This window comes from Hamadaea sp. NPDC050747 (assembly GCF_040654195.1).
Lineage (GTDB): Bacteria > Actinomycetota > Actinomycetes > Mycobacteriales > Micromonosporaceae > Hamadaea.
In genome coordinates, this window is the sequence record NZ_JBFAHM010000014.1 from 171,839 (window position 1) to 186,328 (window position 14,490).

Annotated in this window: 27 protein-coding genes; all 27 read left to right on the plus strand. The window is 67.3% G+C overall.

What is annotated here, in order from left to right:
• Positions 1-404 precede the first annotated feature (404 nt).
• The 27 genes from rpsJ (at position 405) to rpsM (ending at position 14,463) form a co-directional block, all read left to right on the plus strand.
• Positions 405-713, plus strand: coding sequence for a 30S ribosomal protein S10 (gene rpsJ, locus AB0H43_RS30925; protein WP_007073037.1), 309 nt, complete (start codon positions 405-407; stop codon positions 711-713).
• 13 nt (positions 714-726) lie between these two features.
• Complete coding sequence (rplC, locus tag AB0H43_RS30930; protein ID WP_360005097.1) at positions 727-1,386, plus strand: 50S ribosomal protein L3; 660 nt, start codon at positions 727-729, stop codon at positions 1,384-1,386.
• Positions 1,383-2,033, plus strand: coding sequence for a 50S ribosomal protein L4 (rplD, locus tag AB0H43_RS30935; RefSeq protein ID WP_360005099.1), 651 nt, complete (start codon positions 1,383-1,385; stop codon positions 2,031-2,033). The genes rplC and rplD overlap by 4 nt, the downstream gene beginning before the upstream one ends.
• Positions 2,030-2,332 (plus strand): 50S ribosomal protein L23, encoded by a 303-nt coding sequence (gene rplW / locus AB0H43_RS30940; RefSeq protein ID WP_253758317.1) that lies wholly within the window; start codon positions 2,030-2,032, stop codon positions 2,330-2,332. The genes rplD and rplW overlap by 4 nt, the downstream gene beginning before the upstream one ends.
• A 13-nt stretch (positions 2,333-2,345) precedes the next feature.
• Complete coding sequence (gene rplB, locus AB0H43_RS30945; protein ID WP_360005101.1) at positions 2,346-3,185, plus strand: 50S ribosomal protein L2; 840 nt, start codon at positions 2,346-2,348, stop codon at positions 3,183-3,185.
• A 12-nt stretch (positions 3,186-3,197) separates the two neighbouring features.
• Entirely contained in the window at positions 3,198-3,479 is a 282-nt protein-coding gene (rpsS, locus tag AB0H43_RS30950; RefSeq protein ID WP_360005103.1) for a 30S ribosomal protein S19, read from the plus strand.
• 34 nt (positions 3,480-3,513) lie between these two features.
• A complete protein-coding gene (gene rplV / locus AB0H43_RS30955; RefSeq protein WP_360005105.1) occupies positions 3,514-3,978 on the plus strand; it encodes a 50S ribosomal protein L22 in 465 nt (154 codons plus the stop codon).
• Positions 3,978-4,817 carry a 30S ribosomal protein S3 gene (gene rpsC / locus AB0H43_RS30960; protein WP_360005107.1) on the plus strand — a complete coding sequence of 280 codons (840 nt, stop codon included), beginning with the start codon at positions 3,978-3,980 and terminating at the stop codon, positions 4,815-4,817. Before rplV ends, rpsC begins: the two co-directional genes overlap by 1 nt.
• 3 nt (positions 4,818-4,820) lie before the next feature.
• Positions 4,821-5,246, plus strand: a complete 426-nt coding sequence (gene rplP / locus AB0H43_RS30965) for a 50S ribosomal protein L16 (protein ID WP_360005109.1) — start codon at positions 4,821-4,823, stop codon at positions 5,244-5,246.
• Entirely contained in the window at positions 5,246-5,476 is a 231-nt protein-coding gene (gene rpmC, locus AB0H43_RS30970; RefSeq protein ID WP_253758305.1) for a 50S ribosomal protein L29, read from the plus strand. The genes rplP and rpmC overlap by 1 nt, the downstream gene beginning before the upstream one ends.
• 5 nt (positions 5,477-5,481) lie before the next feature.
• A complete protein-coding gene (gene rpsQ, locus AB0H43_RS30975; RefSeq protein ID WP_253758303.1) occupies positions 5,482-5,760 on the plus strand; it encodes a 30S ribosomal protein S17 in 279 nt (92 codons plus the stop codon).
• A gap of 130 nt (positions 5,761-5,890) precedes the next feature.
• The gene (gene rplN / locus AB0H43_RS30980) at positions 5,891-6,259 is read left to right on the plus strand and encodes a 50S ribosomal protein L14 (protein ID WP_253758301.1); all 369 of its coding nucleotides are present in this window, start codon (positions 5,891-5,893) and stop codon (positions 6,257-6,259) included.
• Positions 6,256-6,573, plus strand: a complete 318-nt coding sequence (rplX, locus tag AB0H43_RS30985; RefSeq protein WP_360005327.1) for a 50S ribosomal protein L24 — start codon at positions 6,256-6,258, stop codon at positions 6,571-6,573. The genes rplN and rplX overlap by 4 nt, the downstream gene beginning before the upstream one ends.
• Positions 6,573-7,142, plus strand: coding sequence for a 50S ribosomal protein L5 (gene rplE / locus AB0H43_RS30990; RefSeq protein WP_360005112.1), 570 nt, complete (start codon positions 6,573-6,575; stop codon positions 7,140-7,142). The genes rplX and rplE overlap by 1 nt, the downstream gene beginning before the upstream one ends.
• A gap of 1 nt (position 7,143) precedes the next feature.
• Positions 7,144-7,329 carry a type Z 30S ribosomal protein S14 gene (locus AB0H43_RS30995; protein ID WP_253758297.1) on the plus strand — a complete coding sequence of 62 codons (186 nt, stop codon included), beginning with the start codon at positions 7,144-7,146 and terminating at the stop codon, positions 7,327-7,329.
• A 121-nt stretch (positions 7,330-7,450) separates the two neighbouring features.
• Complete coding sequence (rpsH, locus tag AB0H43_RS31000; protein ID WP_253758295.1) at positions 7,451-7,858, plus strand: 30S ribosomal protein S8; 408 nt, start codon at positions 7,451-7,453, stop codon at positions 7,856-7,858.
• Between the two features lie 12 nt (positions 7,859-7,870).
• The gene (rplF, locus tag AB0H43_RS31005; protein WP_360005115.1) at positions 7,871-8,413 is read left to right on the plus strand and encodes a 50S ribosomal protein L6; all 543 of its coding nucleotides are present in this window, start codon (positions 7,871-7,873) and stop codon (positions 8,411-8,413) included.
• Entirely contained in the window at positions 8,410-8,799 is a 390-nt protein-coding gene (rplR, locus tag AB0H43_RS31010) for a 50S ribosomal protein L18 (RefSeq protein WP_360005117.1), read from the plus strand. Before rplF ends, rplR begins: the two co-directional genes overlap by 4 nt.
• A 17-nt stretch (positions 8,800-8,816) precedes the next feature.
• Positions 8,817-9,449 carry a 30S ribosomal protein S5 gene (rpsE, locus tag AB0H43_RS31015; RefSeq protein ID WP_253758289.1) on the plus strand — a complete coding sequence of 211 codons (633 nt, stop codon included), beginning with the start codon at positions 8,817-8,819 and terminating at the stop codon, positions 9,447-9,449.
• Positions 9,449-9,631, plus strand: coding sequence for a 50S ribosomal protein L30 (rpmD, locus tag AB0H43_RS31020; protein WP_360005329.1), 183 nt, complete (start codon positions 9,449-9,451; stop codon positions 9,629-9,631). The genes rpsE and rpmD overlap by 1 nt, the downstream gene beginning before the upstream one ends.
• Positions 9,631-10,074, plus strand: a complete 444-nt coding sequence (gene rplO / locus AB0H43_RS31025; protein WP_360005119.1) for a 50S ribosomal protein L15 — start codon at positions 9,631-9,633, stop codon at positions 10,072-10,074. The genes rpmD and rplO overlap by 1 nt, the downstream gene beginning before the upstream one ends.
• A 231-nt stretch (positions 10,075-10,305) precedes the next feature.
• Positions 10,306-11,637 carry a preprotein translocase subunit SecY gene (gene secY, locus AB0H43_RS31030; RefSeq protein ID WP_360005121.1) on the plus strand — a complete coding sequence of 444 codons (1,332 nt, stop codon included), beginning with the start codon at positions 10,306-10,308 and terminating at the stop codon, positions 11,635-11,637.
• A complete protein-coding gene (locus tag AB0H43_RS31035) occupies positions 11,634-12,287 on the plus strand; it encodes an adenylate kinase (protein ID WP_360005123.1) in 654 nt (217 codons plus the stop codon). The genes secY and AB0H43_RS31035 overlap by 4 nt, the downstream gene beginning before the upstream one ends.
• A 17-nt stretch (positions 12,288-12,304) precedes the next feature.
• On the plus strand, positions 12,305-13,177 hold the full coding sequence (map, locus tag AB0H43_RS31040; protein ID WP_360005125.1) for a type I methionyl aminopeptidase: 873 nt from the start codon (positions 12,305-12,307) through the stop codon (positions 13,175-13,177).
• 327 nt (positions 13,178-13,504) lie between these two features.
• Entirely contained in the window at positions 13,505-13,726 is a 222-nt protein-coding gene (infA, locus tag AB0H43_RS31045) for a translation initiation factor IF-1 (protein ID WP_007073013.1), read from the plus strand.
• 58 nt (positions 13,727-13,784) lie between these two features.
• Positions 13,785-13,898 (plus strand): 50S ribosomal protein L36, encoded by a 114-nt coding sequence (rpmJ, locus tag AB0H43_RS31050; RefSeq protein WP_197006680.1) that lies wholly within the window; start codon positions 13,785-13,787, stop codon positions 13,896-13,898.
• Positions 13,899-14,082: 184 nt separating this feature from the next.
• On the plus strand, positions 14,083-14,463 hold the full coding sequence (gene rpsM / locus AB0H43_RS31055; RefSeq protein ID WP_360005129.1) for a 30S ribosomal protein S13: 381 nt from the start codon (positions 14,083-14,085) through the stop codon (positions 14,461-14,463).
• The last annotated feature ends 27 nt before the right edge of the window (positions 14,464-14,490 follow it).

Here is a 14,490-nt window from a genome sequence, read left to right on the forward strand (position 1 = left end):
GCCGGGCTCCCCTCGGCGTGAGGGTCCGCACCCCGATTTCACATTGCCGCACCCAGTACGGCATAATGAATAGGTTGCGTTGCGGCTGGTTCGCGCCTGCCCACAGTTGTGGGTGTCGGTGTGCCGGCCACCGCGGGGCCGGCGATCCGTCTGAACGACGGTAATCGCGGGCGTCGCCCAGCCCCTTGTGCGGGCGTGACGCTCGCCGGGTCAATCCCAACCCTTGTGGGGATGCAGACTGGCCCGACGCGCGACACGCCCGACCGCGGGGGTCGGAAGGACCAGCCGGACGAGCTCTGATTGAGCAGCTCAGACGGGTTGACAAAAAGAGAGCGGACGGCCTGAAACCGCCGGCGGACACACTCCGGCGAGGGTCACAACGAGAGAAGGAAACAGAAGCCACCATGGCGGGACAGAAGATCCGCATCCGGCTCAAGGCCTACGACCACGAGGTCGTCGACTCGTCGGCACGCAAGATCGTCGAGACGGTGACTCGTACGGGCGCTCAGGTCGCGGGCCCGGTGCCGCTGCCCACGGAGATCAACCGCTTCTGCGTGATCCGCTCGCCGCACAAGTACAAGGACTCGCGCGAGCACTTCGAGATGCGCACGCACAAGCGTCTGATCGACATCATCGACCCGACCCCCAAGACGGTCGACTCGCTCATGCGTCTCGACCTGCCGGCAGGCGTCGACATCGAGATCAAGCTGTAGGGACCGGACACTCATGGACAGGCAAGTCAAGGGCCTCCTGGGCGCCAAGCTGGGCATGACCCAGCTGTGGGACAACAACAAGGTCGTACCGGTGACGGTCGTCGAGGTCAGCCCGAATGTGGTGACCCAGGTCCGCACCGCCGACGTCGACGGATACTCGGCCGTTCAGCTCGCCTACGGCGCGATCAACCCGCGGAAGGTCAACAAGCCGCGCGGTGGTCACTTCGCCAAGGCCGGCGTCGCGCCCCGTCGTCACATCGTCGAGCTGCGCACGGTCGACGCCGGCGAGTACACGCTCGGCCAGGAACTGACCGTCGAGACGTTCGCGGCCGGTCAGGCGATCGACGTGACCGGCAAGACCAAGGGCAAGGGCTTCGCGGGTGTGATGAAGCGTCACGGCTTCCACGGCCTGCGCTCCTCGCACGGTGTCGAGCGCAAGCACCGGTCGCCGGGCTCCATCGGCGCCTGCGCGACCCCGGGTCGCGTCTTCAAGGGCGTACGCATGGCCGGCCGGATGGGTGGCGTGCGGTACACCGCGCAGGGCCTCACGGTCCAGGCGGTCGACGTCGAGAACAACCTGCTGCTGGTGCGCGGCGCCATCCCGGGCCCCAAGGGCGCCCTGGTGCTGGTTCGCTCGGCGGCGAAGGAGAAGAAGGGTGGTGCGAAGAAGTGACCGCGGTTGACGTTATCGGCGTCGACGGTGCCAAGGCCGGTTCGGTCGAGCTGCCCAGCGACATCTTCGACGTCCAGGCCAACATCCCGCTGATGCACCAGGTCGTCACGGCGCAGCTCGCCGCGGCCCGTCAGGGTACGCACAAGGCGAAGTCCCGTGGCGAGGTGTCCGGTGGTGGCAAGAAGCCGTACAAGCAGAAGGGCACCGGTCGCGCTCGCCAGGGTTCGACCCGGGCGCCGCAGTTCGCCGGTGGTGGCGTCGTCCACGGCCCCGTGCCGCGTGACTACAGCCAGCGCACCCCGAAGAAGATGAAGGCCGCCGCCCTGCGTGGCGCCCTCTCGGACCGGGCGCGCGAGAGCCGGGTGCACGTGGTCGAGGCGTTCGTGGACGGCGAGCAGCCGTCGACGAAGGCGGCGCTGGCCACTCTGAAGGCGCTCGGCGTCGACGAGGCGAAGTCGCTGGTGGTGCTGGGTGCGGAGGACGAGCTGAACTGGATCAGCCTGCGCAACCTGCCGCTGGTGCACCTCATCGAGTCCGGCCAGCTCAACACGTACGACGTCCTCGTCGCCGACCACGTGGTCTTCACGAAGGTGGCGCTGGAGGAGTTCCTCGGCGTTCGTACGGGCACCGAGGAGGGTGACAAGTGACCACCATCGCTGACCCGCGGGACATCATCGTCGCCCCGGTCGTCTCCGAGAAGAGCTACAGCGAGCTGACGCGCAACTGGTACACGTTCCTCGTGCACCCGGATGCGAACAAGACCGCCATCAAGATCGCGATCGAGCAGATCTTCAACGTTCGCGTGCTCACGGTGAACACGCTCAACCGCGAGGGCAAGCGCAAGCGGACCCGCAACGGTTGGGGCAAGCGCAAGGACACCAAGCGCGCCATGGTGAAGCTGGCCGACGGCGACCGCATTGAGGTCTTCGGCGGACCGGTGAGCTGAGGGGTATAAGACAATGGCTATTCGTAAGTACAAGCCGACGACGCCGGGCCGCCGTGGCTCCAGCGTCGCCGACTTCGCCGAGATCACCCGGTCTACCCCGGAGAAGTCGCTCGTCGTGCCGCTGCCCAAGAAGGGCGGCCGCAACGTCCACGGCCGGATCACCACCCGGCACCAGGGCGGCGGTCACAAGCGTCAGTACCGTCTGATCGACTTCAAGCGGGTCGACAAGGACGGCATCCCCGCCAAGGTCGCGCACATCGAGTACGACCCGAACCGCACCGCGCGGATCGCGCTGCTGCACTACGCCGACGGCGAGAAGCGCTACATCCTGGCGCCGAAGGACCTGAAGCAGGGTGACGCGGTCGAGTCCGGCACGGGCGCGGACATCAAGCCGGGCAACAACCTGCCGCTGCGCAACATCCCCGTCGGCACCACGGTGCACGGTGTGGAGCTGCGTCCGGGCGGTGGCGCGAAGCTGGCCCGTTCGGCCGGCGTCGGCATCCAGCTGCTGGGTCGCGAGGAGGACTACGCCACGCTGCGTATGCCGTCCGGCGAAATCCGCAAGGTGGACGTCCGCTGCCGCGCCACGGTGGGCGAGATCGGCAACGCCGAGCAGTCCAACATCAACTGGGGCAAGGCCGGCCGTATGCGCTGGAAGGGCAAGCGCCCGACCGTTCGTGGTGTCGCCATGAACCCGGTCGACCACCCGCACGGTGGTGGTGAGGGCAAGACCTCCGGTGGTCGCCACCCGGTGAACCCGCAGGGTAAGCCCGAGGGCCGCACCCGTCGTAAGGGCCAGCCGAGTGACCGGCTGATCGTTCGCCGCCGCTACGCCAACCGCAAGCGCGGCTGAGGGAGATAGAAGATGCCTCGCAGCCTGAAGAAGGGCCCGTTCATCGACGACCACCTGCTCAAGAAGGTGGAGACGCAGAACGAGAAGGGCTCGAAGAACGTCATCAAGACCTGGTCGCGGCGTTCCACGATCATCCCCGAGATGCTCGGGCACACGATCGCGGTGCACGACGGACGCAAGCACGTCCCGGTCTTCGTGAGCGAAGCGATGGTCGGGCACAAGCTCGGCGAGTTCGCGCTGACCCGCACGTTCAAGGGTCACGAGAAGGACGACCGGAAGAGCCGCCGTCGCTGACGGTGGACCGTTGAGGATCAAGGGGAAACACGAAATGCCTACCCAGGACGCGCAGGCGCCCGGTGCCCGGGCCGTCGCCCGCCACGTGCGCCTGTCCGCCACCAAGGCGCGCCGTGTGGTGAACCTCGTCCGCGGTCTGCCCGCGAAGGAGGCTCTCACGGTGCTGCAGTTCGCGCCGCAGGCGGCCAGTGAGCCGGTGTACAAGGTGCTGGCCAGCGCCATCGCGAACGCGGAGAACAACGAGCGGCTGGACCCGGACGCGCTCCTGGTCAGCGCCGCGTACGTGGACGAGGGCCCGACGCTGAAGCGGTTCCGGCCGCGGGCGCAGGGCCGGGCGTACCGCATCCGGAAGCGCACGTGCCACATCACCATCGAGGTGGAGGCCGTCGCTCCGCGTACGCCGGCTCGGGCCGCGAAGAAGGCAGCGGCCGCGAAGGCGACGCCGGCGAAGGCCGCGCCCGCCCAGGCCGAGACCGCCGAGCAGGAGGAGACCGAGTAATGGGTCAGAAAGTTCACCCGACCGGCTTCCGGCTCGGCATCTCGACCGACTGGAAGTCCCGCTGGTACGCCGACAAGCTGTACAAGGACTACATCGGCGAGGATGTCAAGATCCGGAAGATGATGTCGAAGGGCCTCGAGCGCGCCGGCATCTCCAAGGTCGACATCGAGCGGACCCGCGACAAGGTGCGCGTCGACATCCACACCGCCCGGCCGGGCATCGTCATCGGCCGGAAGGGTGCGGAGGCCGAGCGCCTGCGCGGTGAGCTGGAGAAGCTCACCGGCAAGCAGGTTCAGCTCAACATCCTCGAGGTGAAGAACCCCGAGTCGGACGCGCAGCTCGTGGCGCAGGGCGTCGCCGAGCAGCTGTCCAGCCGGGTCAGCTTCCGCCGGGCGATGCGCAAGTCGATGCAGTCGGCGATGAAGAACCCGCTCGTGCGGGGCATCCGGGTGCAGGTCTCGGGCCGCCTGGGCGGTGCCGAGATGAGCCGCACGGAGTTCTACCGCGAGGGCCGGGTCCCGCTGCACACGCTGCGGGCCAACATCGAGTACGGCTTCTTCGAGGCGCGTACGACCTTCGGCCGGATCGGCGTGAAGGTTTGGATCTACAAGGGTGACGCCGTTCCGGGCCGCGAGGCCCTGGCCGACGCCGGTGCGCAGCGCCCGCGTCGCGAGCGGGCCGATCGTCCGGAGCGGCCGCGCCGCACCCGGTCGGGCTCGTCCGGCACCACCGCGGGTGGCACCGAGGCCGGCCGGGCGGCCGCCGCGGCTGCCGCCAGCACCGAGAACACCACCGAGGCGGCTCCCGAGGCCGCGCCGGTGCAGACGCAGGAGGGCTGATCAATGCTGATGCCGCGCAAGCCCCCAAAGGGCTTCCGCAAGCCGCACCACCCCGACCGCAGTGGCGCGTCGAAGGGCGGCAACCGGGTGGTGTTCGGCGAGTTCGGCATCCAGGCGCTCGAGCCGGCGTACGTCACGAACCGCCAGATCGAGTCGGCGCGTATCGCGATGACCCGTCACATTCGTCGTGGTGGCAAGGTCTGGATCACGGTCTACCCGGACCAGGCTCTGACCAAGAAGCCCGCCGAGACCCGGATGGGTTCCGGTAAGGGCTCGCCGGAGTGGTGGGTCGCGAACGTCAAGCCGGGCCGCATTCTCTTCGAGATGCAGTTCCCGAACGAGGCGATCGCGCGTGAGGCGATGCGTCGCGCGATCCACAAGCTCCCGATGAAGTGCCGCATCGTGAAGCGTGAAGTGGGTGAAATGTGATGGCGGCGGGCACGAAGTCGGCCGAGCTGCGTGAACTCTCCGGCGAGGAGCTGGTCACGAAGCTGCGGGAGGCCAAGGCGGAGCTGTTCAACCTCCGCGTGCAGGGTGCGACCGGGCAGCTGGACAACAACCGGCGGCTGCAGGTCATCCGCAAGGACATCGCCCGGATCTACACGATCATGCGTGAGCGCGAGCTGGGGCTCTCGGCCGCGCCGACTGAGGTGGCGTAATCAACATGAGTGAGACCAACGAGAAGGCCGCCGAGCGGACCTCGCGTAAGGTGCGTGAAGGCCTGGTCGTCAGCGACAAGATGGACAAGACCGTCGTCGTCGAGGTCGAGGACCGGGTCAAGCACCCGCTGTACGGCAAGGTTCTGCGCCGTGCCAGCAAGCTGAAGGCGCACGACGAGCAGAACGCGTGCGGCATCGGTGACCGGGTGCTCCTGATGGAGACTCGTCCGCTGTCCGCCACCAAGCGGTGGCGGGTCGTGGAGATCCTCGAGAAGGCCAAGTGACGGCTGGGTTTTCCCCGGCAAATAAGACAGCCCACGCTCCGCGGGGCCGGTTCGCCCGGTTCCGCGGAGTGGGGACGAGTTCCGCCAAGCTCCGGTGTTCCGGAGAACTGGCAGACATACAGGAGTTGACGTGATCCAGCAGGAGTCGCGACTGCGAGTCGCCGACAACACGGGTGCCCGGGAGATTCTGTGCATCCGCGTTCTCGGTGGTTCGGGTCGGCGCTACGCGAGCATCGGCGACGTCATCGTGGCCACCGTCAAGGACGCCATCCCGGGCGCCGGCGTGAAGAAGGGCGACGTCGTCAAGGCGGTCATCGTCCGGACGGCCAAGGAGAAGCGCCGCCCCGACGGCTCGTACATCAAGTTCGACGAGAACGCCGCTGTCATCATCAAGGACGGTGGCGACCCGCGTGGTACCCGTATCTTCGGCCCGGTGGGCCGGGAGCTCCGGGACAAGCGGTTCATGAAGATCATTTCTCTCGCCCCGGAGGTGCTCTGATCATGAAGATCAAGAAGGGCGACACCGTCGTGGTGATCTCCGGCAAGGACAAGGGCATCGAGGGCAAGGTCATCGCGGCCTACCCGAAGCTCGAGAAGGTCCTGGTCGAGGGCGTGAACCGGATCAAGAAGCACACCAAGATCCGCACCACCCAGCGGGGCGCGAAGAGCGGCGGCATCGTCACTCAGGAAGCGCCGATCCACGTCTCGAAGGTCGCGTACCTGGAGGACGGGAAGCCGACCCGGGTGGGCTACAAGATCGACGAGAACGGCACCAAGGTCCGTATCTCCCGCCGCAGCGGCAAGGAGCTGTGATGTCGACGGCGACTGTTGAGAAGACCCTTCCCCGACTGAAGACCAAGTACCGGGAGCAGATCGTGCCGGCGCTGCGCGAGCAGTTCCAGTACGCCAACCCGATGCAGGTTCCGGGGCTGACCAAGATCGTCGTCAACATGGGTGTGGGCGAGGCCGCTCGCGACGCCAAGAAGATCGACGGCGCGGTACGCGACCTGACGGCCATCACCGGCCAGAAGCCGCAGATCCGGAAGGCGACCAAGTCCATCGCGCAGTTCAAGCTGCGTGAGGGTATGCCGATCGGCGCGAAGGTGACCCTGCGCGGCGACCGCATGTGGGAGTTCCTGGACCGGCTGCTGTCCATCGCGTTGCCGCGTATCCGTGACTTCCGCGGTCTGGACGGGCGCAAGCTCGACGGGCACGGCAACTACACGTTCGGTCTGACCGAGCAGTCGGTCTTCCACGAGATCGACCAGGACCGGATCGACGCGGTGCGGGGCATGGACATCACCCTGGTGACCAGCGCCACGACCGACGATGAGGGCCGGGCGCTGCTGAAGCTGCTGGGCTTCCCGTTCAAGGAGAACTGATATGGCCAAGAAGGCGCTGATCATCAAGGCGGCCGCGAAGCCGAAGTTCGCCGTGCGTGCCTACACCCGCTGCCAGCGGTGTGGCCGGCCGAAGTCCGTGTACCGGAAGTTCGGTCTCTGCCGGGTCTGCATCCGGGAGATGGCGCACCGTGGCGAGCTGCCCGGCGTGTCGAAGGCTTCGTGGTAACCGATCACATCCCCACCAGCCCCGAGGGGCTGCTGGTGACCGAATACTTGCTTCGCCGTAGGCCCCGGCCGGGATCGTCCGGCAGCCGGCGGAACCGCGGCGAGAAAGGTTAAGACAAACCATGACGATGACCGACCCAATCGCAGACATGCTGACGCGTCTGCGCAACGCCAACCAGGCGTACCACGACCGGGTGCAGATGCCCTACTCGAAGATCAAGGCGAACATCGCCGAGGTCCTCAAGGCCGAGGGTTACATCTCCGCCTGGGCGGTTGAGGAGCCCGAGGAGGGCGCCGTCGGCAAGACGCTGACGGTCGACCTCAAGTACGGCCCGAGCCGTGAGCGCAGCCTCGCCGGCATCCGCCGGGTCTCCAAGCCCGGCCTTCGGGTCTACGCCCGTTCGCAGGAGCTCCCCAAGGTGCTCGGCGGCCTGGGCGTGGCGATCATCTCGACGTCCCAGGGACTGCTCACCGATCGGCAGGCCCGCAAGCGAGGGGTGGGCGGGGAAGTCCTCGCCTACGTCTGGTGAGGAAGGTCTGCTATGTCGCGAATCGGACGTAAGGCGATCCCGGTCCCGACCGGTGTCGATATCACCATCGATGGCTCTACCGTCAAGGTCAAGGGCCCCAAGGGCACGCTCGAGCACACCCTCGCCGAGCCCATCACCGTCGAGCGCGGTGAGGGTGGCGAGCTGCTCGTCAGCCGCCCGAACGACGAGCGCCGCGCCAAGGAGCTGCACGGTCTCTCGCGGACCCTGGTCGCCAACATGATCGTCGGCGTCACCGAGGGCTACCGCAAGAGCCTGGAGATCAACGGCACGGGTTACCGCGTCACGGCCAAGGGCTCGGACCTCGAGTTCGCCCTCGGCTTCTCGCACCCGGTGCTGGTGACCGCCCCCGCGGGCATCACCTTCACCGTCGAGCGGCCGACGCTGTTCCACGTGTCGGGCATCGACAAGCAGCTCGTCGGCGAGGTCTCGGCGAAGATCAGGAAGATCCGTCCGCCGGAGCCCTACAAGGGCAAGGGCGTCAAGTACACGGACGAGGTCATCCGCCGCAAGGCTGGAAAGGCAGGTAAGAAGTGAGCGCCCAGCTCCTCAAGCGCCGCAGCGGCGTCGCGGCTCAGCGCGCCGTCGGCAAGGCGCGCCGGCACTTCCGGATCCGCAAGAACCTCAGCGGAACGGCGGAGCGGCCGCGTCTGGTGGTCACCCGCAGCCTGCGGCAGATCACCGCGCAGATCGTGGACGACCTCAAGGGTCACACCCTTGTGTCGGCCTCTTCCATGGATGCCTCGATCCGGGGCGCCGAGGGCACCAAGAGCGACCTCGCCGGCAAGGTGGGCGCTCTGGTGGCCGAGCGCGCCAAGGCGGCGGGCATCAGCAAGGTTGTGTTCGACCGTGGCGGCAACCGCTACGCCGGCCGTATCGCGGCTCTGGCGGACGCGGCCCGCAGCGGCGGGCTCGAGTTCTAGGAAGGAGTGGACTACTAATGGCAGGTCCACAGCGCCGGGGCTCCGGGTCCGGTAACAGCAACGAGTCCGGCGACGGTCAGCGTCGCGGTCGCGGCGATCGTCGCGACGGCGGCCGGGACCGCGCGCCGGTCGAGAAGACCCCGCACATCGAGCGGGTCGTCACGATCAACCGCGTCGCGAAGGTCGTCAAGGGCGGTCGTCGGTTCAGCTTCACCGCGCTGGTCGTGGTGGGCGACGGCGACGGCACGGTCGGCGTCGGCTACGGCAAGGCCAAGGAGGTGCCCGCGGCGATCGCCAAGGGTGTCGAGGAGGCCAAGAAGCACTTCTTCAAGGTGCCGCGGATCGGTTCGTCGATCCCGCACCCGGTGCTGGGGGAGGACGCCGCCGGCGTCGTCCTGCTGAAGCCGGCGAGCGCCGGTACCGGTGTCATCGCCGGTGGCCCGGTGCGTGCCGTGCTGGAGTGCGCGGGCATCCACGACGTGCTCTCCAAGAGCCTCGGCTCGTCCAACCCGATCAACATCGTGCACGCCGCCGTGAAGGCGCTGCGGATGCTGGAGTCGCCCGAGGCCGTCGCCGCTCGCCGCGGTCTGCCGGTCGAGGACGTCGCCCCGGCTCGCATGCTGGCGCTGCGCGCGGGAGCGGGTGCGTGATGGCGCGGCTGAAGGTTACGCAGATCAAGTCCAAGGTCGGTGCCAAGCACAACCAGCGCGAGTCGCTGCGGTCGCTCGGCCTGAAGCGGATCAACGATGTGGTCGTCAAGGAGGACCGTCCCGAGATTCGCGGGATGATCTTCGCGGTGAACCACCTGGTGAAGGTTGAGGAGGTTGACTGATGACCATCAAGGTCCACCACCTCCGCCCGGCGCCCGGCGCCAAGACCGCGAAGACCCGAGTCGGTCGCGGTGAAGGCTCGAAGGGTAAGACCGCCGGTCGCGGTACGAAGGGTACGAAGGCCCGCTACCAGGTCTCGGCGGCGTTCGAGGGTGGGCAGATGCCCATCCACATGCGCCTGCCGAAGCTGAAGGGCTTCAAGAACAAGTTCAAGGTCGTCTTCCAGGTGGTCAACCTGGACCGGCTGGCCGAGCTGTTCCCGAACGGCGGCCAGGTCGGCCCGCAGGAGCTGGCCGAGGCCGGTGCGGTCCGCAAGGGCCACCCGGTCAAGGTGCTCGGCACCGGCGACCTCGGCGGCGTCGCTCTCCAGATCTCGGCACACGCGTTCAGCGCGTCCGCGAAGGAGAAGATCGCCGCTGCCGGTGGTACCACCACCGAGCTGTAAAGCACGGGCAATCAGGGCGCCGGCTGCTGCTTCCATCTGGGAAGCCGGCAGTCGGCGCCTTGGTTTAGCACAGATCTAGGGGCACTGAGGCAAATAATGTGTCGGCACCCCTGAGCAGAACCCCCCTTGGACTGTTACAGTCCAAACCCAGCTATGGGAATCGTCCTGTAGCCATCCCGTCACGCCCCCGCCACCGACCCCGAGCGGGTCGCCTCGCGCAGGAGGATAGAGTTGCTCTCCGCGTTTCTCAGTGCGTTCAAGACGCCTGACCTGCGCAAGAAGCTGCTGTTCACGGCGGCCATCATCGCGCTTTACCGGCTCGGTGCCACCATTCCCAGCCCCGGCGTCTCCTACGGCAACGTCCAGGAGTGCATCAAGAACGCTCAGGCGGGGGACACCAACGGGATCTTCAGCCTGCTGAACCTCTTCTCCGGCGGCGCGCTGCTGTCGTTGTCGGTGTTCGCGCTGGGCATCATGCCCTACATCACCGCGTCGATCATCCTGCAGCTGCTGACCGTCGTCATCCCGCGGCTCGAGCAGCTGCGTAAGGAAGGCCAGTCCGGCCAGGCGAAGATCACGCAGTACACCCGGTACCTGACGCTCGGCCTCGCGGTGCTGCAGTCGTCGGCGTTCGTCGCGCTCGGCAAGTCCGGTCAGCTGTTCGGCAACGCCTGCCCCCCCGGCGTCGAGATCATCCCGCAGACCGCGATCCCGCAGTGGCTCACGCTGACCGCGCTGGTCGTCACCATGACCGCCGGTACCGGCGTCATCATGTGGCTGGGCGAGCTCATCACCGACCGCGGCATCGGCAACGGCATGTCCGTCCTGATCTTCACCTCGATCGCCGCCCGCCTCCCCTCCGAGGGCTGGCAGATCTACAAGTCCAAGGGCGCGTACTGGTTCATCGGCGTACTCGTCCTGGTCATCGCGGTCATCGCCGCCGTCGTCTACATCGAGCAGGCGCAACGCCGGATTCCGGTGCAGTACGCCAAGCGCATGGTCGGCCGGCGGATGTACGGCGGAACGTCGACCTACATCCCGCTCAAGGTCAACCAGGCCGGCGTCATCCCGGTCATCTTCGGCTCGTCTCTGCTCTACCTGCCGCAGTTGGCGCTCCAGTTCACCAAGAGCGACGACCCGGGCAAGGTCTGGACGTGGGTCGACCGGCACCTGGCGAACCCGAGCGACTGGGTCTACATCCTGACCTACTTCCTGCTGATCATCTTCTTCACCTACTTCTACGTGTCGATCACCTTCAACCCGACTGAGGTGGCCGACAACATGAAGAAGTACGGCGGATTCGTGCAGGGCATCCGGCCGGGCAAGCCGACCGCCGACTACCTGGACTTCATCCTGACCCGGATCACCCTGCCGGGCGCCCTCTACCTGGGCATCATCGCGGTACTGCCGAACTTCTTCTTCATGTGGCTGGGCGGCAGTCAGTACCAGAACTTCCCGTTCGGTGGCACCGCGGTGCTGATCATGGTCGGCGTCGGCCTGGAGACGGTCAAGCAGATCGAAAGCCAGCTGATGCAGCGTAACTACGAAGGCTTCCTGCGATGAGGCTGGTTCTCGTCGGCCCGCCAGGCGCGGGGAAGGGTACGCAGGCGGAGTTCATCGCCTCGACCCTCTCCGTGCCCAAGATCTCCACCGGCGACATCTTCCGGGCGAACGTCTCCCAGGGGACTCCGCTGGGGCTGGAAGCCAAGCGGTACATGGACTCGGGCGGCCTCGTCCCGGACGAGGTCACCATCAACATGGTGCGTGACCGGCTGGCCGAGGCCGACGCCGCCGACGGCTTCCTGCTGGACGGCTTTCCGCGTACGGTGCCGCAGGCGACCGCGCTCGACAAGATGCTCGCCGACGCCGGTACGGCGCTCGACCTGGTGCTGGAACTCGTCGTGGACAACGACGAGGTGATCCGGCGGCTGTCCGGGCGGCGTACCTGCCACAACTGCGGCAAGATCTGGCACGTCGAGTTCGACCCGCCCACCCGGGAGGGTGTCTGCGACCGGTGTGGCGGCGAGCTCTACCAGCGCGACGACGACAAGCCGGAGACCATCGCCGAGCGGTTGCGCGTCTACGAGCGCGACACCGCGCCGCTGGCGGACTACTACGGCGCTCAGAACAAGCTTGTGGGCATCGACGCCACCGGCCCGGTGGAGGACGTCACCGCGCGCGCGATCGACGCCCTGCGCTCCTACGGCGGCTGACCGCCGCATAATCTGGTTTGATGCGTCACCAGCCCGACATTCAGCTCAAAACCTCGGCCCAGCTCGCGAAGATGCGGGAGGCCGGTCTCGTTGTGGCCGCCGCCCTGGCCGCGATGCGAGAGGCCGTGCGGCCCGGGATCTCCACCGCCGATCTCGACGCCATCGCCGAGAAGGTCATCCGTGATGCCGGCGCCATCCCGTCGTTCAAGGGCTATCAGGGCTTCCCGGCCTCGATCTGCGCCTCGGTGAACGAGCAGATCGTCCACGGCATCCCGTCGGCCCGGCAGGTGCTCGCCGAAGGCGATCTCATCTCGATCGACTGTGGCGCGATTCTGGACGGCTGGCATGGCGACTCCGCGATCACGGTCGGGGTCGGCGAGGTCGCGACGGAGCTGACCCGGATGGCCGCAGTCGCCGAGGACTCGATGTGGGCGGGGATCGCCGCCGCGGCGCGCGGGGTGCGCTCCGGGCGGGGCCGGCTCACCGACATCTCGTACGCGATCCAGGCGTCCGTCCGAGGCGAGAAGTCGGCCCTCGTCGGCCGGGTGACCGGGGCTCGGCGGCGGTACGGCATCGTCGACGGCTACGGCGGGCACGGCATCGGCACCGAGATGCACCAGGACCCGCACATCCTCAATCACGGGCGCCCGGGCAAGGGCCCGTTCCTCGTCCCGGGGATGGCCCTGGCGATCGAGCCGATGATCACGATGGGCTCTCCGCGTACGCTGGAGCTGCGCGACGGTTGGACGGTGGTGAGCGTCGACGGCTCCTACGCCGCCCACGTGGAGCACTCGATCGGCCTCTACGAGGACGGCGTCTGGGTGTTCACCGCCGAGGACGGCGGCCGCGAACGGCTCGGCGACCTGGTCACCGCATCCGCCACGGCGTGATCATCGCTCACCGGCGTCGTGATCATTGCTCGAACGACGTTGTTGAAGCGGACATTTCGCGGCTCGAAACAGCGTGGCTGACGCGATGATCACGAAAAGGGGAACTGTGACGCGCCCGACCGCGGGGGCGGCGGACCCTGATTTGGCGTCGATGCATATGGCCGCGTAGACTGGCTCAACGGCGCACCGCGTCCCCTCTGTCATGCCTGCCAATGCTCCGGCGGATGACAGTGCCGCGGCTGGCGTGCCGGCGACCCGGATTCCCGGGCGGCCTGCGCGAGGACAACGTGAGCCGATCAATGCAGCCGATGTCAGGTAGCGGAGGACATGCCGAAGAAGGACGGGGCCATCGAGATCGAGGGCCGGGTCATCGAACCACTCCCGAACGCTATGTTCCGGGTGGAGTTGGCCAATGGTCACAAGGTCTTGGCCCACATCAGCGGAAAGATGCGCCAGCACTACATCCGCATCCTGCCCGAAGACCGGGTGGTCGTGGAGCTCTCGCCCTATGACCTCACGCGGGGCCGGATCGTCTACCGCTACAAGTAGCACCAGCACACCGACATCGGACGCATGTCCGTGTCCAAAACCGGAGTAAAGGCGAACCGTGAAGGTCAAGCCGAGCGTTAAGAAGATCTGCAACAAGTGCCGCGTCATCCGCCGGCACGGCCGGGTCATGGTCATCTGTGACGACCCGCGCCACAAGCAGCGCCAGGGCTGAGCCCCGGCGCTGATCGCGTCCGCAGATCGCGCACGTCCGAATAGCTCGTCCCGGCCGCGGGGACGTCCCTTGTTGGGGAAACTCTCGTGGCTGACCCCCGGTCGGAGGCCGGGGCCTCACCCGGGCAGGTGGGGAAGGGGCCGGGCACAGACCTCCGCCACATCCACGAGGAGCTAGCCCACACATGGCACGTCTTCTGGGCGTCGACCTCCCGCGCGAGAAGCGCATGGAGATCGCGCTGACTTACATCTTCGGCATCGGCCGTACGCGGGCTGCCGAAACGCTCGCCGCCACCGGCGTCGACCCGAACAAGCGGGCGCGGGACCTCAGCGACGAAGAGGTCGTCCAGCTTCGGGACCACATCGAAGCCAACTTCAAGGTAGAAGGCGACCTGCGCCGCGAGGTCGCCGCTGACATCCGCCGCAAGGTGGAGATCGGCTGCTACGAGGGCATCCGGCACCGCAGGGGCCTGCCCGTCCGTGGTCAGCGCACGCGGACCAACGCGCGTACGCGCAAGGGTCCGAAGCGGACCGTCGCGGGCAAGAAGAAGCCCGGCAAGAAGTAGTAGCTGGATCGAGAAGGAGCGCATAAA